General features: G+C 62.8%; 28 protein-coding genes. 15 read left to right on the top strand and 13 right to left on the bottom strand.

What is annotated here, in order from left to right; translation table 11 throughout:
* Positions 1–92: 92 nt before the first annotated feature.
* The 3 genes from ACU5AY_RS09795 (at position 93) to ACU5AY_RS09785 (ending at position 1399) form a co-directional block, all read left to right on the top strand.
* On the top strand, positions 93–746 hold the full coding sequence (locus ACU5AY_RS09795; RefSeq protein WP_446824548.1) for a TetR/AcrR family transcriptional regulator: 654 nt from the start codon (positions 93–95) through the stop codon (positions 744–746).
* A 108-nt stretch (positions 747–854) separates the two neighbouring features.
* Positions 855–1025, top strand: coding sequence for a hypothetical protein (locus ACU5AY_RS09790; RefSeq protein WP_446828895.1), 171 nt, complete (start codon positions 855–857; stop codon positions 1023–1025).
* On the top strand, positions 1022–1399 hold the full coding sequence (locus ACU5AY_RS09785) for a DUF6105 family protein (RefSeq protein WP_446828894.1): 378 nt from the start codon (positions 1022–1024) through the stop codon (positions 1397–1399). The genes ACU5AY_RS09790 and ACU5AY_RS09785 overlap by 4 nt, the downstream gene beginning before the upstream one ends.
* Here ACU5AY_RS09785 and ruvX read toward each other — a convergent pair.
* From ruvX to ACU5AY_RS09770, 3 genes are all read right to left on the bottom strand, one after another.
* Positions 1350–1823 (bottom strand): Holliday junction resolvase RuvX, encoded by a 474-nt coding sequence (gene ruvX / locus ACU5AY_RS09780; protein ID WP_446824545.1) that lies wholly within the window; start codon positions 1821–1823, stop codon positions 1350–1352. The genes ACU5AY_RS09785 and ruvX overlap by 50 nt on opposite strands.
* A 22-nt stretch (positions 1824–1845) precedes the next feature.
* The gene (locus tag ACU5AY_RS09775; protein WP_410010978.1) at positions 1846–2148 is read right to left on the bottom strand and encodes an alkylphosphonate utilization protein; all 303 of its coding nucleotides are present in this window, start codon (positions 2146–2148) and stop codon (positions 1846–1848) included.
* A 104-nt stretch (positions 2149–2252) separates the two neighbouring features.
* Positions 2253–4778, bottom strand: coding sequence for a methyl-accepting chemotaxis protein (locus ACU5AY_RS09770; RefSeq protein WP_446828893.1), 2526 nt, complete (start codon positions 4776–4778; stop codon positions 2253–2255).
* A 228-nt stretch (positions 4779–5006) separates the two neighbouring features.
* On the opposite strand from ACU5AY_RS09770, the gene ACU5AY_RS09765 reads away from it, so the two are divergent.
* From ACU5AY_RS09765 to gatA, 4 genes are all read left to right on the top strand, one after another.
* A complete protein-coding gene (locus ACU5AY_RS09765; protein ID WP_446828892.1) occupies positions 5007–5711 on the top strand; it encodes a metal-dependent hydrolase in 705 nt (234 codons plus the stop codon).
* Between the two features lie 11 nt (positions 5712–5722).
* Positions 5723–6094 (top strand): ACT domain-containing protein, encoded by a 372-nt coding sequence (locus ACU5AY_RS09760; RefSeq protein WP_446828986.1) that lies wholly within the window; start codon positions 5723–5725, stop codon positions 6092–6094.
* A gap of 143 nt (positions 6095–6237) precedes the next feature.
* Entirely contained in the window at positions 6238–6525 is a 288-nt protein-coding gene (gene gatC / locus ACU5AY_RS09755; RefSeq protein WP_446824541.1) for an Asp-tRNA(Asn)/Glu-tRNA(Gln) amidotransferase subunit GatC, read from the top strand.
* A 60-nt stretch (positions 6526–6585) separates the two neighbouring features.
* Complete coding sequence (gatA, locus tag ACU5AY_RS09750) at positions 6586–8067, top strand: Asp-tRNA(Asn)/Glu-tRNA(Gln) amidotransferase subunit GatA (protein ID WP_446828891.1); 1482 nt, start codon at positions 6586–6588, stop codon at positions 8065–8067.
* Between the two features lie 19 nt (positions 8068–8086).
* Here the strand turns inward: gatA and ACU5AY_RS09745 are convergent, their stop codons facing one another.
* Together ACU5AY_RS09745 and ACU5AY_RS09740 are read right to left on the bottom strand one after the other, a co-directional pair.
* Entirely contained in the window at positions 8087–8380 is a 294-nt protein-coding gene (locus ACU5AY_RS09745) for a type II toxin-antitoxin system RelE/ParE family toxin (RefSeq protein WP_446828890.1), read from the bottom strand.
* Positions 8381–8620: 240 nt separating this feature from the next.
* Positions 8621–8881, bottom strand: a complete 261-nt coding sequence (locus ACU5AY_RS09740) for a YjhX family toxin (RefSeq protein ID WP_446824537.1) — start codon at positions 8879–8881, stop codon at positions 8621–8623.
* A 369-nt stretch (positions 8882–9250) separates the two neighbouring features.
* Between ACU5AY_RS09740 and ACU5AY_RS09735 the strand changes: the two genes are divergently transcribed.
* The gene (locus ACU5AY_RS09735) at positions 9251–9862 is read left to right on the top strand and encodes an SH3 domain-containing protein (protein WP_446828889.1); all 612 of its coding nucleotides are present in this window, start codon (positions 9251–9253) and stop codon (positions 9860–9862) included.
* 36 nt (positions 9863–9898) lie between these two features.
* Here the strand turns inward: ACU5AY_RS09735 and ACU5AY_RS09730 are convergent, their stop codons facing one another.
* Complete coding sequence (locus ACU5AY_RS09730) at positions 9899–11242, bottom strand: mechanosensitive ion channel family protein (RefSeq protein WP_446828888.1); 1344 nt, start codon at positions 11240–11242, stop codon at positions 9899–9901.
* A gap of 168 nt (positions 11243–11410) precedes the next feature.
* On the opposite strand from ACU5AY_RS09730, the gene ACU5AY_RS09725 reads away from it, so the two are divergent.
* Positions 11411–11920 (top strand): N-acetyltransferase family protein, encoded by a 510-nt coding sequence (locus ACU5AY_RS09725; RefSeq protein WP_446828887.1) that lies wholly within the window; start codon positions 11411–11413, stop codon positions 11918–11920.
* A gap of 10 nt (positions 11921–11930) precedes the next feature.
* On the opposite strand, the gene ACU5AY_RS09720 is transcribed toward ACU5AY_RS09725, so the two are convergent.
* The 4 genes from ACU5AY_RS09720 to ACU5AY_RS09705 form a co-directional block, all read right to left on the bottom strand.
* Complete coding sequence (locus ACU5AY_RS09720; protein WP_446828886.1) at positions 11931–13376, bottom strand: ArnT family glycosyltransferase; 1446 nt, start codon at positions 13374–13376, stop codon at positions 11931–11933.
* Positions 13373–13702: a lipid-A-disaccharide synthase N-terminal domain-containing protein gene (locus ACU5AY_RS09715; RefSeq protein ID WP_446824532.1), complete on the bottom strand. Its 330-nt coding sequence runs from the start codon at positions 13700–13702 to the stop codon at positions 13373–13375. Before ACU5AY_RS09715 ends, ACU5AY_RS09720 begins: the two co-directional genes overlap by 4 nt.
* Positions 13699–14451: a glycosyltransferase family 2 protein gene (locus ACU5AY_RS09710; RefSeq protein WP_446828885.1), complete on the bottom strand. Its 753-nt coding sequence runs from the start codon at positions 14449–14451 to the stop codon at positions 13699–13701. Before ACU5AY_RS09710 ends, ACU5AY_RS09715 begins: the two co-directional genes overlap by 4 nt.
* 174 nt (positions 14452–14625) lie before the next feature.
* Positions 14626–14982, bottom strand: a complete 357-nt coding sequence (locus ACU5AY_RS09705; protein WP_446828884.1) for a DUF1294 domain-containing protein — start codon at positions 14980–14982, stop codon at positions 14626–14628.
* Positions 14983–15131: 149 nt separating this feature from the next.
* Between ACU5AY_RS09705 and gatB the strand changes: the two genes are divergently transcribed.
* From gatB to ACU5AY_RS09685, 4 genes are read left to right on the top strand one after another with little or no spacing between them, the layout of a single operon-like run.
* Complete coding sequence (gene gatB, locus ACU5AY_RS09700) at positions 15132–16634, top strand: Asp-tRNA(Asn)/Glu-tRNA(Gln) amidotransferase subunit GatB (protein WP_446824529.1); 1503 nt, start codon at positions 15132–15134, stop codon at positions 16632–16634.
* Positions 16634–17134, top strand: coding sequence for an N-acetyltransferase family protein (locus tag ACU5AY_RS09695; RefSeq protein ID WP_446828883.1), 501 nt, complete (start codon positions 16634–16636; stop codon positions 17132–17134). The genes gatB and ACU5AY_RS09695 overlap by 1 nt, the downstream gene beginning before the upstream one ends.
* A 20-nt stretch (positions 17135–17154) precedes the next feature.
* Positions 17155–17655, top strand: a complete 501-nt coding sequence (locus ACU5AY_RS09690) for an N-acetyltransferase family protein (RefSeq protein ID WP_446828882.1) — start codon at positions 17155–17157, stop codon at positions 17653–17655.
* A gap of 23 nt (positions 17656–17678) precedes the next feature.
* Positions 17679–18719, top strand: coding sequence for a zinc-dependent alcohol dehydrogenase family protein (locus ACU5AY_RS09685; protein ID WP_446828881.1), 1041 nt, complete (start codon positions 17679–17681; stop codon positions 18717–18719).
* A 24-nt stretch (positions 18720–18743) separates the two neighbouring features.
* Here ACU5AY_RS09685 and ACU5AY_RS09680 read toward each other — a convergent pair whose 3' ends face one another.
* The 3 genes from ACU5AY_RS09680 to ACU5AY_RS09670 form a co-directional block, all read right to left on the bottom strand.
* Positions 18744–20120, bottom strand: coding sequence for a virulence factor family protein (locus ACU5AY_RS09680; protein ID WP_446828880.1), 1377 nt, complete (start codon positions 20118–20120; stop codon positions 18744–18746).
* Positions 20117–22738, bottom strand: a complete 2622-nt coding sequence (gene mprF, locus ACU5AY_RS09675) for a bifunctional lysylphosphatidylglycerol flippase/synthetase MprF (RefSeq protein WP_446828879.1) — start codon at positions 22736–22738, stop codon at positions 20117–20119. Before mprF ends, ACU5AY_RS09680 begins: the two co-directional genes overlap by 4 nt.
* A 128-nt stretch (positions 22739–22866) precedes the next feature.
* Positions 22867–23268, bottom strand: a complete 402-nt coding sequence (locus ACU5AY_RS09670) for a hypothetical protein (RefSeq protein WP_446828878.1) — start codon at positions 23266–23268, stop codon at positions 22867–22869.
* 59 nt (positions 23269–23327) lie between these two features.
* Between ACU5AY_RS09670 and ACU5AY_RS09665 the strand changes: the two genes are divergently transcribed.
* Entirely contained in the window at positions 23328–23849 is a 522-nt protein-coding gene (locus ACU5AY_RS09665; RefSeq protein ID WP_446828877.1) for an N-acetyltransferase family protein, read from the top strand.
* A 115-nt stretch (positions 23850–23964) separates the two neighbouring features.
* Entirely contained in the window at positions 23965–24360 is a 396-nt protein-coding gene (locus tag ACU5AY_RS09660; protein ID WP_446824521.1) for an NADH:ubiquinone oxidoreductase subunit NDUFA12, read from the top strand.
* Positions 24361–24434: the final 74 nt, after the last annotated feature.

Genomic DNA, 24434 nt, shown 5'->3' with positions numbered 1-24434 from the left:
ATCCTGTGAATCCACCGCTGTCACAATTGTCATGATCCTGCCGGCCACCTAATCACCGGTAAGTGACGTTCATAAACAGGGCAGGGGCTTTGATGGCGAATTTGGCCGCGCTGGAGCAGGCGACAGCAAATGATGATCTGGCGAGGCGGCCGCGCGGTAGGGCAGGGACCGAGAAGGTCATCCTCGCCGCCGCCAAGGGCCTGCTCGCCGAAGCCGGCTTCCAGGGTTTCGGAATCAACGCGGTCGCGCGCCGGGCCGGCTGCGACAAGCAGCTGATCTACCGCTATTTCGGCGGCCTTGACGGCCTGATCGAGGCGATCGGGGCGGACCTCAGTTCCTGGGTCGGCGACAATATCCCGGACGATACCGGCGGCATGTTCCTCCTGACCTATGGCGACCTGATGGAGCGACTGGCGCTGCTCTTCCTCGAGGCGCTGCGCGCCGATCCGCTGATGTGCCGCATCGTTGTCTGGGAAGTGGCCGAAAGCTCCGAGACCGTGCGCCGCCTGAGCGATGCCCGCAACAAGGCGCTGGCCGATTGGCTGAACCGCATGCGCGGCTCGTTGTCCGCGCCGAAGGGGGTGGACGTCAACGCGGTCAACGCCGTCGTCATCGCCGCCATCCAGCATCTCGTGCTCTCCGCCGTCACCAGCGGCCAGTTCGCCGGCCAGCCTTTGAAGTCGAAGAAGGACTGGGAGAAGGTGGAGACGGCGCTGAAAAGGGTCGTGCGCGGCGTCTACGGCTGAGACATTTAAAATTTTCCACAGGCCGTTAACCTTAACAAATGGTTTACGTTGCGCGCCGGTCTTTAACGGTTCACTCTCGGTGGACGTTGAAAGGACCAGTCGGAACGGATGCGGAAAAAGCTTGAAAAACTGGCAGTTATGACGGCGGGAACGGCCTTCTTCGCGCTCGTCGCGCGCGATATCGCGGTACCGGCGGCGGTCCTGTCGGCCATGGTCGCGCTGCGCCAGCTGGCCTTCATCGATCTCGGCATGGTTAACCGTGGAAGGACAGCCTCATGAAATGGGTCCTGATCTTCTGGGGTGGTCCCATCGCCTTTCTCGGCAGCTGGTACTGGCTGTCCTATTACGACATCAGCTTCGGCTATTTCATGCTGACGCGCGAGGCCCATGATCTCGTGTTCCGGATCTACGGCAATATTCTCGGTATCAGCCCGGAGATCATTCCCGGCCTCGTTCTCGACGTCATCCTGTTCGATTCGGCGATCGTCTTCGGCCTGCTGGCGCTGCGACGCTACCGCCAGATCTTTGCCGGCCTTCGCCGGGTGCGGGATTGGTGGCGCGGGGAGAGGGGCGATCAGACGCCGACGGCGGAGGAATGTGCGATCAGTTCCGCTGCAGAAATGCCAGCCTATCGAGCGCACCCTGCAGAATGAAGCTGGCGGCGGCGGAATCGATCCGCTCGGCGCGCTTGGCGCGTGAGACGTCCATTTCCAGAAGCGCCCGCTCGGCGGCCACCGTCGACAGCCGTTCATCCCAGTAGACGAAGGGGATTTCGGTCTTCTCGCTCATCGTCCGCACGAAGGCGCGGGTCGCCTGGACGCGTGGGCCTTCCGAGCCATCCATGTTGACCGGCAGGCCAATGATGAAGGCGGCGACCTTTTCCTTTGCCGCAAGCGCCAGCAGCACCTCGGCATCCTTGGTGAACTTGACGCGCTTGATGACCGGGCGCGGATTGGCGAGACGGCGACCGAGGTCGGAGACCGCAATCCCGATCGTCTTCGTGCCGAGGTCGAGCCCCGCCACCGGCTGGCCGGGCTGAAGCGCTGCGGCCAGCTCCTCGATCGTCAGTGTCGCCATCCGTGTTTCTCCCGCCTCAAGCCTAGCGCTTGCGGACGAATTCCGTGCGCAGCACGAGGCCTTTGATGGCATCGTGGCGGCAATCGATTTCTTCCGGATTGTCGGTCAGGCGGATCGACTTGATCACCGTACCCTGCTTCAGGGTCTGGCCAGCGCCCTTGACCTTCAGGTCCTTGATCAGGACGACGCTGTCGCCGTCGGCAAGCACGTTGCCGCTGGCGTCGCGCGCCGTGTTCGCGGCCGCAGCCTCGGCTGCCATTTCGGAGGCCGGGCGCCATTCGCCGGTCACTTCGTCGTAGATGTAGTCGTCATTGTCGGCCATGATGGTCCCCTCGCGAAACGCGGCTTGCCTTGAAAAACAAGAGGAGGCCGCAAGGCCTCCTCTGCAGATGCTGTCGCTTACAGCACTTGTTCGGCTTTCGCAATTCGTCAGGCTGCGCGGCTGTCATAGGCGCTGCCGGCCACCAGCCGGAACTGGTTGACGAGCTGCATGAGCATGTCCGCCTCTTCAGCCAACTGCTGCGACAGGGCGTTGCTTTCCTCCACCATGGCGGCGTTCGCCTGCGTCATCTGGTCCATCTGGTTGACCGTGCCATTGACCTCGTGGAGGGCGGAAGCCTGGTCCTGGGCGGCCGTGGCGATGCCGTTGACGTGGTTGGAAATCTCGGTGATCTGCCCGCTGATTGCGCCGAGCACTTGCCCGGTTTTCTGGACATGGGTGACGCCAGAGGACACTTCGCTTGCGGCCTGTTCGATCAGCGCCTTGATCTCCTTGGCGGCACCACCGGAGCGCTGCGCCAGTTCGCGGACTTCCTGCGCCACGACGGCAAAGCCCTTGCCGGCTTCGCCCGCCCGCGCGGCCTCGATCCCGGCGTTCAGCGCCAGCAGGTTGGTCTGGAAGGCGATGTCGTCGATCACCTCGATGATCTGTTCGATCTTGCCGGATGCGTCCTCGATGCGCGCCATGGCATCGATCGCATTGGCGACCACGACGACCGACTCGTCGGTCATCTTGCGCGTGCTGGCAACAATGGTGTTGGCGTCACGGGCGCGCTCGGCGGAACCGCGGACGGTGACCGTGATCTCGTCGACTGCGGCAGCCGTCTGCTCCAGCGAGGCGGCCTGCGCCTCGGTGCGGCGCGACAGGTCATCGGCCGAGGAGCGCATCACAGCGCCGTTCGACTGGATGGAGTAGGCGTTCGACTGGATATGCGTCAGCGTTTCGCGGAGACGCACCAGCGAGCCGTTGAAGTCGGACCGCAACCGGTCCAGAGAGCCGGCAAACGGTGTGTTGATTTCCTGCGTCAGGTCGCCTTTGGAAAGACGTTCGAGGCCGGAGGCCAGCGCGTTGACAGCGAAGGCGACCTGTTCCTCGCTGGCGCGCTTTTCCGCCTCGTTGCGGGCGCGCTCCTGTTCGGCTGCGGCCCTCTGCTGGCTGCTCGCCTGTTCCATGCGTTCCTTCTCGAGTGCGTTTTCCTTGAACACGCCGAGCGCGCGGGCCATGTCGCCGATCTCGTCGGCGCGCGCATCGCCATCGATGCGGGTATCGAGCGCGCCTTCCGCCAGCCGGCGCATGGCCGAAGTGATGCGGCCGATGGGCCCCTTGAAGGTGGCGACAAGGCCGATGCCGGCCAGAACGGCGATGACGATGCCGACCAGCGTGGCGGTGATCGAGATCTGGTTCGCGCGTTCCCGCTCGACGCCGGCATTTTCCTTCTGCGTCTTGGCAAAGTCGGTGAGCTTCACCCAGATCTTGTCGACGCCGGCGGCGGCGCTTTCGAAGGCGGCCATGCGCTTGACGTTGATATCGACCAGTGCCGCGCTTTCCGTGGTCATCTTGTCGATGGCCGGGACCAGCTTGGCAGTGAGGTCGTCGAAGAATTTCTCGCCCTTGGCCGCGCCCTGCAGGGCTTCCATGTCCTTGGTGATGATCTGGAACTGCTGGATCAGGCTGTCGCGGGTTTCCTTGTCCGGCTTGGCGAGAAACTGCGCCAGCTCGATCTGCACGGCATAGATGGACTTGGAGACGCGTCCCGAATCGCCGCGAATGCCGTCAGCCTTGACCTTGACGGCTTCGAGATCGGCGAGCGACTGGATTGCGGAAAGCAGGTTCGGTGCGTTGAACGCGGCAATCGCCTGCTCGGCGGCATGAACCTTTTCCATCGCGGCGCTGAGTGCCGGCAGCGTCGTATCCTCGATGACGCCTGCATCGGCGATCGGTTTCAGCGTGTCGAACGCATCCTTGATCTCGCCGGCCAGCGGCTTCTTGTCGGAGGGCAGGGCGGAGTTGAGCTTGCGAATGGTCTTTTGCGACTTCGCCAGCGCCTCAGAAAGGAACTTGAGCTTCTCCTCTGCGGTGCCCGCAGCCTTGTAGCCGGCATAGATGGCCGCGATCTCGGCGTTGACGTTGGCGACCCGGCTGGCGTCGTAAAGCGCCGTCTTCGCGGTCCCTTCCTTGGTCAGGATGCCGCGGTCGTTCTGCGAGCCGGCTTCATCGATGATCAGCTGTGCGGAAATGATGGCCGAAACGGCGTCATTGATTGCCTTGCGGCTGGCCTGGTCGGCCTGCTGCAGCTGCCAGAGGCTGGCCATGCCGTTCTCGACATCCGTCGCCGTGTCGATCGCAGTCTTCAGGTCGTCCTTGCCGTCCGTCTTGTCGCCGAGACCGTCAAGCGTGTTCTCAAGGATCTGCTTCTGCTCCCCAAGCCTCGTCTTGACGTCGGAAAGATTGATCTCGGTCGTTTCTTCGAGGAAGCGGTTCATCGATGCCGAGACGTCGCGGAAGCCGGACAGCGAGGTCATCACCCCGTTCGAGATCGTCAAGCTGCTCTGCAGAAGACTTGTCGCGTATAGTCCAAGTACGCCGACGGCAGAGATGCTGATGACGAAGGGAAAGATAAAGGCGAGAACCTTGGTCTGAATCTTGAAGCGGGAAAGCAGAGAGTCGATGTTCATGGCTTGGACGATCATGTTCCATTCAGGGACCTGAGAAGTGATCGACACTAGCAAGATTGATCTAAATAAAGCTTGAAGATTGTCTTGCGGCTGATCTTTCCAGACGCATGCCTTGCTTGATGGAATGCAGATCCCCGGATGCGACGCGCAAGATCGTGCCTGCCCCTTGCGGGATGCGCCCGCTGTTCCATATCTTGGCCATCAACACGGATCTATCGGGAGACAATCATGAAGATCACATGGCTCGGACACGCGGCATTCCGAATTGAGACGGCGAAGGCGACGGTTCTGGTCGACCCCTTCCTGAACGGCAATCCGGGTTTCAAGGGCCTGGACCTGAAGGACATGACCAAGGGCGTCACGCAGATCCTTCTCACCCACGGCCATGGCGACCATGTCGGTGATACCGTGGCACTTGCCAAGGAAACCGGCGCCACCGTTCTTGCCAACGCCGATCTCGCCTCATGGCTGGGGTCCAAGGGCGTGGAAAAGCTCGAGCCCGGCAACACCGGCGGCACGATCTCCTTCGGCGGTTTTTCGGCTACCTTCACCAATGCGCTGCATTCCTCCGCCATGCTGACCGAGGACGGCGTGTCCCATTCGCTCGGCAATGCCAACGGCCTGATGCTGCATTTTGAGGACGGTCCCACCGTCTATCACATGGGCGATACCGACATCTTCTCCGACATGGGCCTCATCAACGAGCTGCACCAGCCCGATATCGGGATCGTACCGATCGGCGACCGCTTCACCATGGGCGGTGCGGTCGCGGCACTCGCGTGCCAGCGCTTCTTCAACTTCAAGACCGCGATTCCCTGCCACTACGGCTCGTTCCCGATCGTCGACCAGACCCCTGAGAAATTCGTGACTGGGCTGGAAGGCTCGAAGACCAAGGTGTCCGCGCCGAAGCCCGGCGAAGTCCTGGAATTCTGACCTTGGTCAGCGTGACATTGAAGGAATTGCCGGGCGATTACGCCGTCGCCCGGCTGCCACGCGATAGCGCAATCCCGACCTGGGCCGACGGCGAGGGATTCGTCTCGATCGGCCGCACGGAGGACGAACTCTCGGTCGTCTGCCTCGCCGCCCGTGTTCCAGATGACGTCCGTTCCGAAGCAGGCTGGACGGTCTACAAGTTTCAAGGCCCGTTCGAATTCAGCGAGACCGGCATCGCGCTCTCAGTCATCCGGCCGCTGTCGGAGGAGGGCGTCAGCATCTTCCTCGTCTCTACCTTCGATACCGACTACCTGCTGATCAGGACGGCAGACCGCGGGCGGGCAGGGGCGCTGCTTGCCTCCGCCGGGCACGTCCTGTCGTAGCTCTCTATATCGGATGTCCCGGACGTCCGGCGGATTGGGCAAAATCATCCGAAACCCGTTGCATCGCGGCAAGCGCGCCTCTATAGCAACGGACAAATTTCCGCATATTCTGCGGCAAAGTCCGTCCGTACTGGAGAATTTCGATGTCCGTTGATCTTGCCACCGTCAAACGCGTCGCACATCTGGCCCGCATTGCCGTGACCGAGGATGAAGCCGAGAAGATGATGGGCGAGCTCAATAATATCCTCGGCTTCGTCGAGCAGCTCTCCGAGGTCGACGTCAAGGATGTCGAGCCGATGACGTCGGTCACGCCGATGGCCATGAAGAAGCGGATCGACGAGATCACCGACGGCAACAAGGCCGACGACGTCGTCGCCAACGCGCCGGTGACCGACAAGAATTTCTTCCTCGTGCCGAAGGTCGTCGAATAAGCGAAATAGCGCTTCCGACCCAGCCGCTCTCGAAAATCAAACGTTTTGCAAGTGACCGATATGACCGACCTGACGAGCCTGACCATTGCCGAAGCCCGCGACAAGCTGAAGGCCAAGGAGATCACCTCCCTGCAGCTCACCGAGGCCTATCTGGACGCGATCGCCGCCGCCAACGACAAGCTCAACGCCTACATAACCGTGACGCCCGAAAAGGCGCGCGACATGGCCAAGGCGTCCGATGCCCGCATCGCGGAAGGCAAGGCCGGCGCGCTGGAAGGCATCCCGCTCGGCATCAAGGACCTGTTCGGCACCGAAGGCGTGCACACCCAGGCCTGCTCGCACATCCTGGACGGTTTCCAGCCGAAATACGAATCGACCGTCACCCAGAACCTCTGGAACGACGGCGCGGTCATGCTCGGCAAGCTGAACATGGACGAGTTCGCCATGGGCTCGTCGAACGAGAGCTCCTATTACGGCCCGGTCATCAACCCGTGGCGGGCGGAAGGCTCCAACCAGCAGCTCGTTCCGGGCGGTTCGTCGGGTGGCTCTGCCGCAGCCGTTGCCGCGCATCTCTGCGCCGGCGCTACTGCAACCGACACCGGCGGCTCGATCCGCCAGCCGGCGGCCTTCACCGGCACCGTCGGCATCAAGCCGACCTATGGCCGCTGCTCGCGCTGGGGCATCGTCGCTTTCGCGTCGTCGCTCGACCAGGCCGGCCCGATCGCCCGCGACGTGCGCGATGCCGCGATCATGCTGAAGTCGATGGCCAGCGTCGACGCCAAGGACACCACCTCGGTCGATCTTCCCGTGCCGGATTACGAAGCGGCGCTCGGCGGCTCGGTCAAGGGCATGAAGATCGGCATTCCGAAGGAGTACCGCGTCGAGGGCATGCCGGCGGAAATCGAGAAGCTCTGGCAGCAGGGTATCGCCTGGCTCAAGGATGCCGGCGCCGAGATCGTCAACATCGAGCTGCCGCACACCAAATACGCGCTGCCGGCCTACTACATCGTCGCCCCGGCCGAAGCCTCGTCCAACCTGGCCCGTTACGACGGCGTCAAGTACGGCCTGCGCGTCGAGGGCAAGGACATCGTCGACATGTACGAGAAGACCCGTGCTGCCGGTTTCGGCACCGAGGTCAAGCGCCGTATTATGATCGGCACCTATGTTCTCTCCGCCGGCTATTACGACGCCTACTACCTGCAGGCGCAGAAGGTCCGCACGCTGATCAAGCGCGACTTCGAGGATGCGTTTGCCAAGGGAATCGACGCCATCCTGACGCCGGCAACCCCGTCGTCGGCCTTCGGCATCGCCGACCAGGATCTCGCCGCCGATCCGGTGAAGATGTATCTCAATGACATCTTCACGGTGACGGTCAACATGGCCGGCCTGCCGGGCATCGCCGTTCCCGCCGGCCTCGACGGTCGCGGCCTGCCGCTCGGCCTGCAGCTGATCGGCAAGCCCTTCGACGAGGAAACTCTCTTCAAGACCGCCCACGTCATCGAACAGGCCGCCGGCAAGTTCACGCCGGCGAAGTGGTGGTAGGAGTCGTCGAACCGGAAGCTCAAACGTCCGTCGAGGGCGGGTAGAGCTTTCTCTGATGGACGATCGTCAGAATGTCTATCTCAGTTGTTGAGGCAATTCGATAGACGATCGTGTAGGGCAGTCCGGAAATGGCGAATTCGCGCGTTTCCGGAACGCTGCCTTGTCTGCCAAGAAGCGGAAACATTTCAAAAATTTCAATGGTCTGACGAATGCGTGACAGAACGCGATCCGCGGCTGGTCTATCATGACTGGCAATATGATTGTGTATGGATTCGAGATCGTGAATGGCTTCGGGAGTGAAGTTAACGTTCAAACCCGAACCGCTCCCATACTCTTTCAGCCGGGGTCATGCTCGAACGGTCTTTTGACTGGTCAAGGGCTGAGCGGATTTTGCGCTCCTTCCACTCACGATAGCCATCGTCTGTCCGTTCCGTCACCGGTTCGGTCAGTTCGCGCGGAGTCGGAATGTCCACCATCTTCGTCATGGAAGGCATGATACTATCACTGGCGCACAAAATCAAAGCCGGCGGCGATTGAGCCGCCGGTCTTGCATTTACCTGTTATCCAATTGAGACCTCACCAGCTCCAGCCCCCGCGTGGTGATGCGGTAGGGCTTGCCGCCGGAAGATGCGATGGCGCGTTTGGCCTTCAGTTTCCTGAAGAGCCGCATCGTGATGTCCGGGAAACGCCAGCCTTCACGGTTGAAGCAGCTGATGTCCTCGATCTTGCCGGTGTCGTCGTTACGGGTGATTTCAATGCGTCCGCCCTGCGCCATGAGGTGCAGGATGCGCTGTTCTGCGCGGGAAATGTCCATGGTGTCCAAAAGTCCGGTATGCGCTGAAACGGGCGCGCAATAACTCGTTCCGCCGTTCGCTGACGAAGGCGGGGTTTCGAGGGAGGGCCGGGCCGAGCGTGTTTCCTTCGCGGGGCCGGCCCTTACCGGGTCTCTGACGAGTTGGACATGAACACTCCTAAGGAACTGCAGGATGATATCCAGCGAGGCGCTTCCTGGCAATCCATGACGTGTGGTCGGGGCGCGCCGGATCAAAATTGCATCGGCCGGAAATACAAACTGTTACATGACGGTGATCGTTCCGAGACTTTCCCTCTCTAAAAACAGTGTCAGAGCGCCGCGGCCGATAGACGCGCGCCGGCCACCGTTTTTCAGGAGAGATTGTCCGCCATGTTTGCAGGGATCAGAACATTAGCCGTTGCCTCGGCGTTATGCCTTGGCTTTTCCGCCGCCGCGGCTTCGGCGGCGACGCAGAGCCATACGCTTGCCACCGTCAACCTCAGGGCCGGGCCATCGACCGCATATCCGGTTATCAAGGTCATGCCAGTTGGTGCGCCGATCGTGACTTTTGGCTGTCTGGCCAATTACTCATGGTGCGATGTCGGTTACGCCGGCAATCGAGGCTGGGTGTCGGCGAAATACATCCAGGTCGATTACAATGGAGCGCCCGTCGTCGTCACGCCCTCAGTCGCGATAGGGGTCGGCATCGGCGTCGTCACCTTTGGTCAGGCCTATTGGGATACCCACTACGGGAACTATCCCTGGTACCGTAACGGCGGCGCCTATCCGCCGCCGCCAACTCCACCGGCAGCTGCAGCGTCTGGCTCCCGTACGACAAGCTGCGCTGGCGGCACCTGCACGACAAACGGATCGACGACCGGTCCCTACGGAGGTTCGACCAGCCTTCATCGCACCTGCAGTGGGCCGGACGGAACCTGCGCGATGACCCGGACGGGACCCAACGGCGGCGGTGTATCGCGTTCCTGGCAATTCAACCGCTGACATCGATGGCAGGCGGTAGGACCACAGAAGGCTGCGTCAGGTCGCGTCGGGATTTTTCTCCTGACGTCCGGGTTTGCGCCGCTTCGCAGGCTCATCCGCCTGCCGCACTTCGACCGGTCCCCGCATGATGATCTCGCGGTGCGGGTAAGGGATACTGATCCCGGCCTCCTTGAAGGCGTCCCAGAGCGCCAGCAGCACCTGACCGCGAACATTGGTGAGCCCGTTGTTCGGATCGGTGATCCAGAAGCGTAGCTTGAAATCGAGCGAGGAGGCGCCGAAGGCCGTCATCCAGCAGACGGGCGCCTTGTAGTCTGAGACGCGGGGGATCGACTTGGCCGTCTCGATGGCGATCCTGACGACCTCGTGCGGGTCGCTGTCGAAGGAGACGCCGAAATCGACGTCGATGCGCACATAGGCGCTCGAGAACGACCAGTTGACCACCTGCTGCGTGATGAAGTCCTCGTTCGGGATCAGGTATTCCCGCCCGTCGCGGGTGATGACGGAAACGAAGCGCGCCCGCAACTCGCGGATCCAGCCGAAGGTCTCGCCGAGCGAGATGGTATCGCCGGGCTTGATCGACTTGTCCATCAGGATGATCATGCCGGAGAGGAAGTTCGACACCACCTTCTGCAGGCCGAAGCCGACGCCGACGCCGACCGCGCCGGAAAAGACCGTGAAGGCGGTCAGGTCGATGCCCGTCGCCGAAAGCGCGAAGGCCCCGGCAAACAGGATGAGCGCGATCTTGATAAGCTTGCCGAGCAGCACCCGGAACGCAGGTGAAATGTCCTCGAACCGGTCGATACGGTTGGAGGCGACATTGCCGACCAGGACCGCCAGCCACAGCAGCGACGCGGTGATCATGACGCCCTTGGTGATCGACAGCAGGGATATGCGCATGCCGCCCATCGTCAGCGCCGCCTGGTCCAGCGTATGGCCGACGGAGGTTTCGAAGCCGAGGACGATGATGGCGATATAGATCCACACCACGACGGCAACGAAGCGGGCGAGTGACCGGTTGCGGATGATCCGGGTCAGGACGGAGACGACCCACCATGTGGCGGTCAGAAGCAACATCACCCTTACCATCCACGACCGGCTCGGCCACGTCTCGTAGACGAGGATCGCGTAGGCGATCCACAACCACAGCGTCATGAACATCCATTTGAGCCGCCGCATGAATGCGACGATGACCCTGAGGAGATCGGGATTGCCCTTTATCTGCCGCGCCTTGGCCTCGAAGATCGGTTCGGTGTAGCGCCCGAGAACCAGGCCGAAGATGTAGCCGCCGACGATGATGGCGAACTGGTATGCGCCCCAGCGGCTGAGGACGAAGATGTCCGCCCAATCGTACCACTTCTGCAGCGTGGCGTAGAAATCCAAAACGTCCTCCGGGCCGCTTCAGTGCGGCAATGCCGTCTCTGAATGAAACTGTAGCATGGAACGGCGAGCGCAAGGAAATTGTTGAAAAACAACGTCCGGCTGCATTCCGAGGCTATCCGGCGACCGCATTTGGTCCAATATGGGCGTCGGTGGCGGAAGAGGCGCGGCATGATCCATATTCGCAATGCCAGGCTGGACGAGGCGGACAGGCTGACCGGGATCGGCCTCCGCGCCTGGGAGCAGGCGATGGCGCCGATCGGCGAGACCGCGTCGATGCTGCAGAATGCCGCCGCCGCCTTCCACAATTTCACCCATTCCGCCTGGATCACCATCTCGGTGATCGACAAGAACGGCGAACCCGCCGGCTGGGTGTCGCGGGAGCGGCTGGACGAGGAGATCACCGACTTCTGGATCGACCCGGATTTTCAGCGGCAGGGGCTCGGCTCCGCGCTATTGGCAGCGCTTGAGGAGGAAATGGCCGGGCAGGGGCTGGATCAGGCGAGGCTGGAAACCCATGCCCGCAATCAGCCCGCGATCGGATTTTTCGAGAAGCACGGCTACCGCATTCACGCACTGACGACGACCTACTCGCCGAAGCTCGACCGTGACATCGATACGGTCAGCCTGTCGAAGCCGCTGGCGAGCACCGAACCGGAGACCTACGGCCCGCGGTTTTGAACCGTGATGGTCAGGGTTTGGCCGCCAGGCAACCGGCCTCGATGCGGTAGAGGTAGAGCGAACGCCCGGCCATGAAGCCTTCCTTCGGCGTCAGCGTCTCGACGAGTTTCGGCTCGTCCGCAGCACAGCTCTGCTTGTTACGCGTCACCAGCAGCACGGGACCCGGATCGCGTGTCGGGTCGAGCGTGAATTCCTGCTGGTAGTAATTGTCCGGGAATCGGCCGGTCGGACGCGCCTTGATCGGCATGCTGCTGTCGCGCAGCGTGTAGAAGAGGTCCGCCATGATGTTGCGGTCCTCGCCGACGATGGCGGTGACCTGCTGCTGGTCGGCGACCTTTGCGATCTCGCGGCTGACCTCGTCGCGCCCGACATAACGCTGCATCAGCCGCGAATGCGAGAGATCGACGATCTGGACGACGAAGACGGCGGCGATCGGCAGCAGGATGGCGGCGGCCGTGTTGATCCACAGCGATACCTGCAGCGCCTTCTCGCTTTTCTCGAGGAGAAGGACGACGGCAAGCACGATGCCGGCGATGTAGGCGGTGGCGGCCCAGTTGGCATTGGCGTCCGACATCAGCGCCTGGAAGATGATCACGCCAATGATCGGCCAGGAAAGGATGAAGAGATGCGTCTCCAGCCTGCTGTCCTGTCGCCGGATACGCCGGTAGAGCGCCCAGAGGAGGGCTGCGAAGATCACCGGCCCGACGACGCCGAACTGGCTGCCGAGGAATTCCGCCGCGGTGCCGAACTTGAAGTGCAGGCCGTTCCAGTCGGCATTCTGCGAGGTGTGGCGGAAGGTGACGTCGCCGTGGGTGTGGTTCCACCAGAGATTGGGCGATACGACCACGACGGCGACGAAGGCGGCGATTGCGGCATCCCGGATCGCGATGCGCGCCTGCGGCAGGACGAGCGCAGCGATCAGCGCCGTGGCGGCGAAATAGAGCATCGCGTATTTCGACAGGACCCCGAGGCCGATCGCCAGCCCGAGCAGGAGCGCATGCCGGATGGACCGCTTTCCGATGAGCCGGCTGTAGGCAAACAGCGCCAGCGCGTAGAAGAACAGGAGGAACGTGTCGGTCGACAGGAAAATCGCCGAGAGCGTGACGCCCGGAATGGTGATGTAGGTGACGCCGACCCAGGCGGCGACCATATCGCTTTTCGCCAGCCGGCGGGCTGCCGCCATCAGGGTTATCGCCGTCGCCATGTGGAAAAGCGGCGAGCCGACGCGCACCCAGAAGGTCGAATCGGACGTGCCGAGCGCGGTGGTCGCATTGATCACCCAGGCGATCATCGGCGGCTTGGAATAGTAGCCCCAGTCGAGGTTCTGCGCCCACAGCCAGTACTGCGCCTCGTCGACATAGAGGTCCGTATGGTCGAAGGCGAGCATGATGACGCGGTAGAGCGTCACCAGACCGATGAAGGCCAGGGCGGCGTGGGGGCGGCGGATGAAGGTCATTCTGCGGGGATCGACGGTCTGTTCTGTTCGGACTTGCGCTCGTTGAAGATGAGCACGAGATTGCGCATGTAGACGACGATGCCGAACAGCTGGCCCATCATGATGACCGGCTCACGACGATGGACGCCATAGGCGAACAGCGCGATGCCGCCCGCGAGCGAGAACCACCAGAAGGCGACCGGGATCACCGACTTGCGCTGCTTCTCCGAGCTCAGCCACTGGATGATGAAGCGCAGGGAGAACATCAGCTGCGCGAACATGCCGAAGATCAGCCAGACGAGATCCGTCACGCTGTCGATCTTGAAATAGGCCAAAAGGTCACTCACGCGACGCCCTCCGTCTCGGTCGGCGAAACCGTCTTCCGGCGTTTGATCAGCCAGGTTACCCCGATCAGATCGTGTATGCCGACCAGCGCACGCTGTAGGTTGTTGTAATTCGATTGTCCTGCATGGCGCGGTCGATGGGAAACGTCAACATGCGCGACCGTGTAGCCATGTGCCGAAAATAGGGCGGGAAGATAGCGGTGCATATGATTGAAGAACGGCAGTTGCAGAAATGCATCACGCCGGAACGCCTTCAGGCCGCAGCCGGTATCGCGCGTCGCATCCTTCAGGATCCCGGAGCGGATCGCATTGGCCGCCTTCGAGGCGAGCTTCTTGGAAAGCGTGTCCTGACGCTTCTGCCGCTGTCCGGCGACAAGGCCGAGCGTTGCGGGAGCGCCGGCCGCCAGCAGCGGCGCCACCAGCTTCGGGATTTCGGACGGCGGGTTCTGCCCGTCGCCATCCATGGTGCAGATGATCGGCGCGCGGGCAAGCTGGACGCCCGAATGCACGGCCGCCGACTGGCCGCCGGACTGTGCATGCCGCACGATCCGCACCCACGGATACTGCGTCTGCGATGCCTTCAGCACGCCGACGGTGTCGTCGGTCGAGCCGTCATCGACGAAGATCGCCTCGAATGTCTGCCCGGCGCAGGCCGCGGCAATCTCGGAGACGAGCAGGCCCACGTTTTCGGCTTCGTTCTTCATCGGAACGACAATGGAAAAACTGGGGTTCAAGACGGCTTCGCGTGTCATTCGCTGAGATTTCTATCGTGCGGACGGCGCCGGTATTGGCAATGCGGTCCAGGTTGCGCCGGAGCGGTCCGCCGCCCGTCATCAATTCACGTGGTCGTCGCCGACCCCGACATGCGACCGCTTTTATGCCAATCCGTAGGCTTTTGCCAAGCCCGTTCGCGCTGTTGGGCATAGTCATTGTCCTCGGCCTGCTACATTGGAAACGACGGCGAGGAACCGCTCCGCGGCATCCGGCACGAAAAGACGGATGAAGGCAAAGGCGAAAGCGAGGAAAAGGATCACCAGCTGCATCCGCGCGATGGCCGTCAGGCGGCTGCGAAAGGGTTCCTTGCGCGTCTTGTGGCGCAACCGGCGCTGGGCGATGAGCGCACCCGGGCTACCGCCAAGAAGGGCTAGACAGAGCAGGGTGCTCTCGCGAACCCGTTGGTGTCCGCGCGCAGCGGCGTATTTGTCCCACAACCATGTGAGGAACACCGCAACGTTGAAGAGGAGCAGGGCGGTGACTGCGGCTACGACCGGGGCTATCGACATTCGCTTGGCATTTTTCCCGTTTCGAAGCTTGGCGCCTCTATGCCCCGGCGGTCCGGGAAGCGCAACAAGCCTTGCACCATCGCCATATTTGCTCTACCTGACGGCATCATAAACAGCCGCATTTTGACGAGAATTCCAAAGAGCACGCCATGACCCTAGTCGACGTCCGCACGCCCGATCCCAAACGCTTCATCCCCGGCGCCACTGGTGACTGGGAAATCGTCATCGGTATGGAGGTTCATGCCCAGGTCCTGTCGAATTCCAAGCTCTTTTCCGGCGCCTCCACGGAATTCGGCAAGGCACCGAACGCCAACGTCTCGCTCGTCGATGCCGCCATGCCGGGCATGCTGCCGGTCATCAACGAGGAATGCGTTCGCCAGGCCGTTCGCACCGGCCTCGGCCTGAAGGCGAAGATCAACCACCGTTCGGTCTTTGACCGGAAGAACTATTTCTATCCGGACCTTCCGCAGGGCTACCAGATTTCGCAGTACAAGGACCCGATCGTCGGCGAGGGCAAGATCGTCATCTCGCTCGGCCCCGACCGCCAGGGCAATTTCGAGGATGTCGAGATCGGCATCGAGCGCCTGCACCTCGAACAGGACGCCGGCAAGTCGATGCACGACCAGCATCCGACCATGTCCTATGTCGACCTGAACCGTTCCGGCGTGGCGCTGATGGAGATCGTTTCCAAGCCGGACATGCGCTCGGCCGATGAAGCCAAGGCCTACATGACGAAGCTGCGTTCGATCCTGCGCTATCTCGGCACCTGCGACGGCAACATGGACGAAGGCTCCATGCGCGCCGACGTCAACGTCTCCGTGCGCAAGCCCGGCGGCGAATTCGGCACGCGCTGCGAGATCAAGAACATGAACTCGATCCGCTTCATCGGCATGGCGATCGAATACGAAGCCCGCCGCCAGATCGACATTCTGGAATCGGGCGGCGAGATCGATCAGGAAACCCGCCTGTTCGATCCGGGCAAGGGCGAGACCCGCTCGATGCGCTCCAAGGAAGATGCGCACGACTACCGTTATTTCCCCGATCCGGACCTGCTGCCGCTCGAATTCGACAACGCCTTTGTCGGCGAACTCCTGAAGGATCTGCCGGAACTCCCGGACGACAAGAAGGAGCGTTTCGTCAAGGATCTGGGTTTGACCGTCTACGACGCCTCCGTCCTCGTTTCGGAGAAGGCGGTTGCTGCCTATTTCGAGGCCGTCGCCGAAGGCCGCGACGCCAAGATTGCCGCCAACTGGGTCATCAACGACCTGCTGGGCGCCTTGAACAAAGCCGGCAAAGACATTGAAGAGACTCCGGTTTCGCCCGCTCAGCTCGGCGCGATCCTCGACCTCATCAAGGAAGGCGTCATCTCCGGCAAGATCGCCAAGGATCTGTTCGAGATCGTCTGGAACGAAGGCGGCGACCCGAAGGAGATCGTCGAGGCCCGCGGCATGAAGCAGGTCACCGACACCGGCGCCATCGAGAAGGCCGTTGACGAGATCATTGCCGCCAACCCGGATCAGGTCGAAAAGGCCAAGGCCAAGCCGTCGCTCGCCGGCTGGTTCGTCGGCCAGGTCATGAAGTCGACCGGCGGCAAGGCCAACCCGCAGGCCGTCCAGGCACTGGTGAAGGCCAAGCTCGGGATCGAGGAATAATGTTCTTCGTCCGCTCCGCCAGCGAAGCTGACCTTGTGAAGGTCCAGGCGCTGCTGGCGGACACCTGGCGGGCGACCTACACGCCGTTCTACGGGGCGGAGAAGGTCGAGGCCCTGATCGCCGAATGGCATTCCTTGCCGTCGTTGAAGGTCCGTTTGAAGAAGCCGCATTCGGAATATCTGGTCGCCGACGACGGTCGCCGGATTGGCGGCATGGCGTTCGCGTCCATGTCCGACACGCTCGCAAAGACGGTGCTTCTGCATCAGCTCTATGTCCATCCGGACTGCCAGCGGCAGGGCATCGGCCGCGATCTCTTCGCCGAGCTCGAAACCTGCTTTCCTGATGCCGACACAATGCGGCTGGAAGTGGAGCCCGAAAATGGGACCGCCATCGCCTTTTATCGCGCGCATGGATTTGAAGAGGCGGGCAAGGTCGACAATTGCGGCGGATGCAGTTCCGGCATTCCGGCCCTGATCATGGAAAAGCGGCTGACAGGCTGATGAACCAACCGGGAGCAGGCATGTTCTACATTCGCTCCGCCAATGAAGCCGATCTCGAAGCGATCCGTGTGCTTCTGGTGAAAACCTGGCGCGAAACCTATACGCCGTTTCACGGTCCGCAGAAGATCGAGGCGATGATCGAGACATGGTTGTCGCCACAGGCACTGGAGCAACGGCTCCGCCGTCCGAAGTCGGAATTTCTCGTGGCCGACGATGGCCGGCAGATCGCCGGCATGGCGTTTGCGGCGATGGCGAAGAACCGTCCCAACGTCGCCAACCTGCACCAGCTTTACGTCCATCCGATCTGGCAGCGGCAGGGCATCGGCACGGACCTTTTCGCCGAGATCGAGACCTGCTTTCCCGATGCCTCCGCCATGCAGCTGGAGGTGACGGCCGAAAACGACCGGGCGATCGCCTTCTACGAGACACTCGGCTTCGAGCCGATCGGCCGGATCGACAATGTCGGCCCGCCGGGGGCGGCGATCCCTGCCATCCTGATGGAAAAGCAACTCGACTTCTGACCCATGCCTGACGGAGACCCTGCATGAAGGCCGTTTTCTACGAACGTTTCTGTGAACCGCCGCGCCTTGCGGACCTGCCCGATCCGACGCCCGGCGACCACGCCGTCGTCGTCAAGGTCGAGGCGACCGGCCTTTGCCGCTCCGACTGGCATGGCTGGATGGGTCACGACCCCGACATCGTGCTTCCGCATGTCCCGGGCCACGAACTCTCCGGAACCGTGGTCGCCCGCGGTGCACAGGTCAGCCGTTTCCGCGAAGGCGACCGCGTCACCGTGCCATTCGTCGGCGGCTGCGGCCATTGCCACGAATGCGCGACCGGCAATCACCAGGTCTGCGAAAGCCAGTTCCAGCCGGGCTTCACCGCCTGGGGTTCGTTCGCCGAATATGTCGCGATCGACTATGCCGACACTAACCTGGTCCGCTTGCCCGACAGCATGGCGTTTGCCACCGCCGCCGGCCTCGGCTGCCGCTTTGTCACCTCGTTCCGCGCGATCGTCGATCAGGCGCGCGTCATGCCGGGCGAATGGGTGGCGGTGCACGGCTGCGGCGGCGTCGGCCTGTCGGCAATCATGATCGCGGCCGCCATGGGCGCCAATGTCGTCGCCGTCGATCTCGCCGACGACAAGCTGGCTCTGGCAAAAAGCCTCGGCGCCGTCGCCGTCGTCAATGGCCGCGCCGTCGACAACGTGCCCGCCGCCATCCGCGAGATCACCGATGGCGGGGCGCATGTATCCGTCGATGCGCTGGGACACCCGACGACGCTGTCCAACTCGATCCTCTGCCTGCGCCGCCGCGGCCGGCATGTGCAGGTCGGCCTTCTTCTCGCCGACCAGTCGCGCCCGCCGGTGCCGATGGACCGGGTGATCGGCTGGGAACTGGAGCTGAAGGGCAGCCATGGCATGCAGGCCCATCGCTACGGCGCGATGTTCGCGATGATCGAGGCCGGCAAGCTGCAGCCGGAAAAGCTGATCGGCAAGACGCTGACACTTGCCGAAGCCCCCGAAGCGCTCGTCAACATGGACCGCTTCGAAGGCACCGGCATCAGCATCATCACAGGCTTCTGAAACCGGCCCGAGGTGGCTGGGCCGCTATTGCCCCAGCCGCTTCGTCAGTCCGTCGAGGATCGTCTTGCCGACATCCTCGTAATTGCCGTCGAAGTGATGGCCGCCGTCAAAGGCGATCGTTTCATACCCTTTGGGCTTCAGGTCCGGGCAGGCATCGTCGTCATCGTCGTCGGTGCCGTACATGCATTGTATCAGCTTCGGATCGATCTTCTCGACGGCATCGACCGACTTGCCGCCGGCGCCGGCGCCCTTGGCGCCGAGCCAGCCGGTGACCGAGATCACGTAGTCGATCTCATGCGACAGGGCGAGCAGCGAGACCTGCTTGACCTCCGCCTTCTGGGCGGGGCTGAGCAGATCATAGGCGGCCGGCAGGATGTCGGCGCCGAAGGAATAGCCGACCAGCAAGACGTTCTTGACCTTCCACGTCTTGCGGTAGGTCTCGATGATGCGGGCAAGGTCCGATGCCGTCTCCTGCGCGGACCGCTCCGACCAGAAATACTTGAGCGAATCGACGCCGACGGTCGGGATGCCGTGGGCCTGGAGATAGGTGCCGAGCTGCATGTCGATGTCGCGCCAGCCGCCGTCGCCGGAATAGACGATGGCGAGCGTGTCATGCGTCGGCGTTGTTGGCAGCTCGGTCAGCGGCAGGCCGAGCGGGTTGGCGTTGCCGGACTGCGCGTCGATATGGTCGGTCACCGTGCCGGTCAGCAGCTGGCCGTCCGAATTGTCTCCGCTTTCGACATCGATGTCCGGATGGGAGGCGACCAGCGCGTCGACATGCGCCTTGCCGGCCTTCGTCAGCTTATCCGTCTCCATCACGGTCACCGGCGCGGGCAGGGGGCCGTCTGTCAGGCCGTACACGATACCGCCGCCGACAGACGACTTGTCGGCCGGTGTGCAGAGTTGCTTCGTCAACGGCACCTTGTCCGTCGGATCGACGGTGATCGCTTCGCCGATCGTCGCAAACGGGCTCTGGGCGATCATCGCCAGAACCAGTGCGCCGCCGGCCCCTTCTCCGGCCAGGATAGGCAGGTGATAGTTCGTGTTGCCGATCGCCCGCTGCACCTGCTGCGAGAGCGATTCGATGTCGGAGATCATGTAGATGCAGTCGCCGTCGTCCTTGGCGAGCGAAGCCATGTAGGCCTTGTAGTCGATGCCGACGACCGCCGCACCGTCAGCGACCAGGGCCTGCGACCGCTTGTCGTCCGCTGCACTCCACCCGTCCTGACCGGAGATCAGGAAGACCATGGCGGATATGTCGCCGTCCGGCCGGGCGATGTGCGGTGACGGGATCATGCCGGTGTCGTAGGTCGCCGGCGGGACCGTGGCCCAGTCGGCCTGCGCTGCGAGCGGCAAGGCCGTTGCCAGCGCCAGCGACAGCAATAGTGCTTTCTTCGTCATTTCCCGACGACTCCTCTAAGACCGCCGCCGATCAGGACCGTGACATCCATCATCGCGATCATTGGCGAGGTGCCGCCCGATATAGCGATGTAGCGCGGTTCCCACTTCGGCGCGAATTTCGATTTGTAGGCCTTGAGGCCTTTGAAGTTGTAGAAACGCTCGGCGTGCTCGAATATCACCCCGCCGACCCGGTCCCAGACGGGAGCGGTCTCGCGGCGCGACATTCCAGACAGCGGCGCCATACCCAGATTGAAGCTCTGGTAGCCTTCGTCACGCATGTATTCGATGATGCGGACGAACAGGAAGTCCATGGCTCCGTTCGGCGCGTCCGGCGAAAATCGCATCAAATCCACCGAACCTTCCACCTTGCTGTCTGTCACAAGAAGGGTGGCGAATGCAACCATGCGGCCGTCGATACGCAACACCGCCACAGGCTGGGACGCGATGTAGTCGGGCTGGAAAGAACCCAGGGAAAATGTCTTTTCCCGGGTCTGGTGTTCGTCCAGCCAGGCGTCTGAAACGCTCTTGAGTTCGGCCAGGACACCCGGCACCTGCTCGGGCGCCAGGACTTCGAATTCGAGGCCCTCGCGCGCACCCTTGTTGATTGCCTGCCGAAGGTTGGCCATCTTTGAGCCCTTGAGCTCGAAGCCGGGCAGCGAGACGTGGGCGGCTTCGCCGAGCTTGAAGGCGCGAAGCCCCATGTCGGCACAGAAGGGAAGCACGACGGGCGAGATCTGGTAGAGTACCGCGCGTCCGCCGGCGGCATGTGCCCGTTCGACGAATCGCCACAGCAATTCTCCGCGCTCGGCATCCGGCCCGATCGGATCGAACAGCGCGACCCAGGAACGGCCCTGCACGGCATACATGATGAAGGCGTTGCCGCTATCGGAGAACAGCACCTGCTTGTCGCCCATGCGCACCATGTTGGCGTCGGCCATGTTCTGGCTCTCGACGATGGAAATCGCCTGCTGTAGTTCGACGCCGCGGATGGGCGAGCTTTTGAGCCGCGCCGGCCGCAACAGGCTGAACACGGCCACCGCCGTGCCGGCAATCGCGAGGCCGAGGGCTGCACGCAGCGCCCGCGGAGCCTGGTCGGTGATCTCGAACTGCCACCACAGGTCGTTGCTGTAGTCGACGTCGCGATAGACGAAGAGCATCAGCGTCACGGCCGAGGCGATGACCACCAGCATGGCGGCGATCCAGCTCGGGCTCCAGGCCTGCCGGATTAGCGACGCGGGGCGGCGAAAACGTTTCGGCGTCAGCGCCAGCCCGGCGATCAGCACGATCAGGAGCGTCGTCTCGACTGGCGAGATCGTCCGGATGATCGAGAAGAACAGAGCGGCCGCCGCGGTGATGATCGCGACCCACCAGGCGGCATCGAGCCTATGCGCCAGCCCGCGAGAGGCGAGGAACAGCACGAGGCCGAGAATGCTCGAGATGAAATGCGCGCCTTCGACGACGGCCAGCGGCACGAAGGCTTCCAGGACCTCGATCTTGCTGTCGCCGATCGGCGTGACGCTGGAGAAGATCAGGATGGCGCCGGCCACCAGTGCCAGCGTCGACAAGAGTGTTGGCGCCAGCCGTGATTCGATCTGCCGGATCGCCTTGGCCACCGGATAGTGCGAAAATCGCCGCGCTTCGATGACGATCATCGCCAGTGCCGCGATCACCAGCGGCAACAGGTTGTAGATCAGCCGGTAGAGGATGAGGCTGCCGAGAATGCGGTCGACATCGATCTCGCCGCTGAGTGCCGAGACGATGATCGTCTCGAAGATGCCGAGGCCGGCCGGCACGTGGCTGAGGACGCCGAGGCCAACGGCCACGGAGAAGACGGCGAAGAAGGCCGGCCAGCCGATCGAGGAATGCGGCAGCAGTACATAGAGGATGCTGGCGGAGGCGGCCATGTCGAGGGCGCTGACGAGGAACTGCCGCGACGACGTCTTGCTGTCCGGCAGGCGGACGACGAAGCCGGCGACACGGATCTTGCGGCCATTGCGGCCGGCATAGACGAAGGCCCCCATCACCACGACGACGATGGTGGCGATCAGCCGGACATGCCAGACGTGCAGCCCGACGAGCGAGGCGATCCGGGGCGCGGTGATCAGTGCCGCAATCGAGGCGACGCTCAGGAGCCCAAGCCCGAAGGAGAAGGTCACGAAGGCGATGACGCGGCCGATTTCCTCCGGCGTCAGGCCGAGCCGCGTATACGCCCTCAGCCGGATCGCGCCGGCGCTGAGCGCTCCGAAGCCGGCGGTGTTGCCGACCGAATAGGCCATGAACGAGGTGACGGCGACGGCAAGCGTCGACGGTTTGCCGTCCTTCTTCACATAGTCGATCGCGTTCAGGTCGTAGCCGATCAGGGCGGCGAAGCTCAGCGCCGTGAAGATGAGGGCAAGGCCGATCGAATGCAGCGGGGTGTCGGCAAGCGCCGTCTGCACATCCTCCAGCCGGACTTCTTCCGTCATTGTATAGATTGCAAAAGCAGTCGCCGCGGTGATCGCGACGATGGAAACCAGAAGTATCTGATCACGGAATCGTTCAAAGAATCGCTGCAGCCGGGAGGTGTGCGGAGCGTCTTCTTCTGTGTCGTTGGCGGTCGATGGTCCGCTGTGCTTCATCTTGGGTGCGTTTTTCTTAAGGCAGAGAGAAAGGGGCGAGTGTCAGGCCGCACTCAATTTCCCGTATCACGACAAAATTGGGGCGATTGTCCCGGCGACCAGCGGCTGCGACAAAATGCCGGGCAGGCTCAAGGGGAGACATCGACCTTGTTGCCGTCCGGATCATAGAGCTGCGTGGCCGCGCATTCGATCAGGTACGGGCGGCGGCTCTTGTCGCAAAGGTCGGCCGCGACCGCCATGGCCGTCTCGCGGCTGTCGAGGCCGCATTGCACCTCGTGCCAGTGCGGTCCCTCCTGATGCTGGACGAAGACATCGACGCTCCAGCCGGCCGGGAAGCACCAGGTGCGGGAAAGACAGTCTTCCGCCGCCGCGCCGCTCTCCGACACGCATTGTTCCCGGGCGCAGGAAAAGGCCGTTGCGGCATCTCTGCCCGTACAAACGCCGCCACCCTGTTCGGGCGCCTCGACGAAGGCGATGCCGACAGGTCCTTGCTCTTCGGCGAGGGCAGGCGCCATCGCCGCTAGCGTCATCAGAAAAACCGCGTACAACTTGCGAATGGCTATGGCTCCCGGAGCAGCAGGATATTCGGATGAATGAGACGGATGATGCCGTGACTCGGCATAAATCGGCAAGCGGCGGTTTGCAGGTGGCGGAGGAAATCGTCATCCGCCGGGCGCGGCCGGAGGATGTGCCGGCAATTGTCGCGATGCTGGCCTCCGACGAGATCGGCGGACATGGCGACACGCTGGACGATACGTCGATGTCTGACTACCGGCGCGCCTTCGAGGACATCGACGCTTCTTCCCATCAGCGGCTCTATGTCGCCGAGGCGGAGGGGGCCGTCGTCGGCACCTTCCAGACGGTGACGAGCAGGACGATGACCGCGCGCGGCGGCGCGACGATGACGCTGCGCGCCGTCCAGACGCGTGCCGATTGCCGGGGCAGGGGAATCGGCGCCGCCATGATGCGGTTCGCGATCGCAGAGGCCGAGATGGAGGGCGTGCGGCTCATCGATCTCTCGTCGAATGGCAACCGTAAGGACGCGCATCGCTTCTATCAGCGGCTCGGCTTCGTCGCCAGCCACATCGGCTTCAAGATGAAGCTGAAATGACGGGATGCGGCGTCCCGCCACTGGACATCGACGGCGTATGATTGCATAAGCGGGAGCATGAATTTCTTTATCCTGCATGCGCGGCCATGCGGGCGGCTCTCAAGGGACCATAAGCATGAAGTTTCTCCTGCAGCTCTTCACATGGTGGAACGGCCAGACGCTCGGCACGCGTTTCTACACGTGGCGCAAGGGCAAGCGCGTCGGCGAAGACGAGTTCGGCAATGTCTATTACGAGGGCGGGCTGTCCACCTACGGCCTGCAGCGCCGCTGGGTCATCTATAACGGTTACGCCGAGGCTTCCGCGATTCCTCCCGGCTGGCACGGCTGGATGCATCACCGCACCGACACGCCGCCGTCGAAGGAAGACTACAAGCCGCGCGAGTGGCAGAAGACGCACCGGGCCAACCCCACCGGCACGCCTGCGGCCTATCGTCCGCCGGGCTCCCTGGCCCACGTCGGCGAGCGTCCGCGCGTGACGGGCGACTACGACGCCTGGACGCCGGGTTCCTGATAACCGGGCATGCCGCGGCGCCTCATGCCGCGGCCAAGCCTCGGATCGCGAATTGCTCCTTTTGGCCACAATTG

It is taken from the genome of Rhizobium sp. PAMB 3174, assembly GCF_052908375.1.
The sequence above is the reverse complement of the archived record's forward strand: the minus strand, read 5'-3'. Positions and strand labels throughout refer to the sequence as shown.

What these genes read in the sequence shown, in the direction of transcription:
- ACU5AY_RS09660 (WP_446824521.1), top strand. Translation starts at nt 23,965, where the DNA reads ATGAAGTTTCTCCTGCAGCTCTTCACATGGTGGAACGGCCAGACGCTC.
- gatB (WP_446824529.1), top strand. Translation starts at nt 15,132, where the DNA reads ATGACCCTAGTCGACGTCCGCACGCCCGATCCCAAACGCTTCATCCCC.
- gatC (WP_446824541.1), top strand. Translation starts at nt 6,238, where the DNA reads ATGTCCGTTGATCTTGCCACCGTCAAACGCGTCGCACATCTGGCCCGC.
- ACU5AY_RS09670 (WP_446828878.1), bottom strand. Translation starts at nt 23,268, where the DNA reads ATGACGCTAGCGGCGATGGCGCCTGCCCTCGCCGAAGAGCAAGGACCT.
- ACU5AY_RS09665 (WP_446828877.1), top strand. Translation starts at nt 23,328, where the DNA reads ATGAATGAGACGGATGATGCCGTGACTCGGCATAAATCGGCAAGCGGC.
- ACU5AY_RS09720 (WP_446828886.1), bottom strand. Translation starts at nt 13,376, where the DNA reads ATGACCTTCATCCGCCGCCCCCACGCCGCCCTGGCCTTCATCGGTCTG.
- ACU5AY_RS09695 (WP_446828883.1), top strand. Translation starts at nt 16,634, where the DNA reads ATGTTCTTCGTCCGCTCCGCCAGCGAAGCTGACCTTGTGAAGGTCCAG.
- ACU5AY_RS09725 (WP_446828887.1), top strand. Translation starts at nt 11,411, where the DNA reads ATGATCCATATTCGCAATGCCAGGCTGGACGAGGCGGACAGGCTGACC.
- ACU5AY_RS09705 (WP_446828884.1), bottom strand. Translation starts at nt 14,982, where the DNA reads ATGTCGATAGCCCCGGTCGTAGCCGCAGTCACCGCCCTGCTCCTCTTC.
- gatA (WP_446828891.1), top strand. Translation starts at nt 6,586, where the DNA reads ATGACCGACCTGACGAGCCTGACCATTGCCGAAGCCCGCGACAAGCTG.
- ACU5AY_RS09770 (WP_446828893.1), bottom strand. Translation starts at nt 4,778, where the DNA reads ATGAACATCGACTCTCTGCTTTCCCGCTTCAAGATTCAGACCAAGGTT.
- mprF (WP_446828879.1), bottom strand. Translation starts at nt 22,738, where the DNA reads ATGAAGCACAGCGGACCATCGACCGCCAACGACACAGAAGAAGACGCT.
- ACU5AY_RS09690 (WP_446828882.1), top strand. Translation starts at nt 17,155, where the DNA reads ATGTTCTACATTCGCTCCGCCAATGAAGCCGATCTCGAAGCGATCCGT.
- ACU5AY_RS09765 (WP_446828892.1), top strand. Translation starts at nt 5,007, where the DNA reads ATGAAGATCACATGGCTCGGACACGCGGCATTCCGAATTGAGACGGCG.
- ACU5AY_RS09740 (WP_446824537.1), bottom strand. Translation starts at nt 8,881, where the DNA reads ATGGACATTTCCCGCGCAGAACAGCGCATCCTGCACCTCATGGCGCAG.
- ACU5AY_RS09685 (WP_446828881.1), top strand. Translation starts at nt 17,679, where the DNA reads ATGAAGGCCGTTTTCTACGAACGTTTCTGTGAACCGCCGCGCCTTGCG.
- ACU5AY_RS09735 (WP_446828889.1), top strand. Translation starts at nt 9,251, where the DNA reads ATGTTTGCAGGGATCAGAACATTAGCCGTTGCCTCGGCGTTATGCCTT.
- ACU5AY_RS09710 (WP_446828885.1), bottom strand. Translation starts at nt 14,451, where the DNA reads ATGACACGCGAAGCCGTCTTGAACCCCAGTTTTTCCATTGTCGTTCCG.
- ACU5AY_RS09680 (WP_446828880.1), bottom strand. Translation starts at nt 20,120, where the DNA reads ATGACGAAGAAAGCACTATTGCTGTCGCTGGCGCTGGCAACGGCCTTG.
- ACU5AY_RS09785 (WP_446828894.1), top strand. Translation starts at nt 1,022, where the DNA reads ATGAAATGGGTCCTGATCTTCTGGGGTGGTCCCATCGCCTTTCTCGGC.
- ruvX (WP_446824545.1), bottom strand. Translation starts at nt 1,823, where the DNA reads ATGGCGACACTGACGATCGAGGAGCTGGCCGCAGCGCTTCAGCCCGGC.
- ACU5AY_RS09790 (WP_446828895.1), top strand. Translation starts at nt 855, where the DNA reads ATGCGGAAAAAGCTTGAAAAACTGGCAGTTATGACGGCGGGAACGGCC.
- ACU5AY_RS09795 (WP_446824548.1), top strand. Translation starts at nt 93, where the DNA reads ATGGCGAATTTGGCCGCGCTGGAGCAGGCGACAGCAAATGATGATCTG.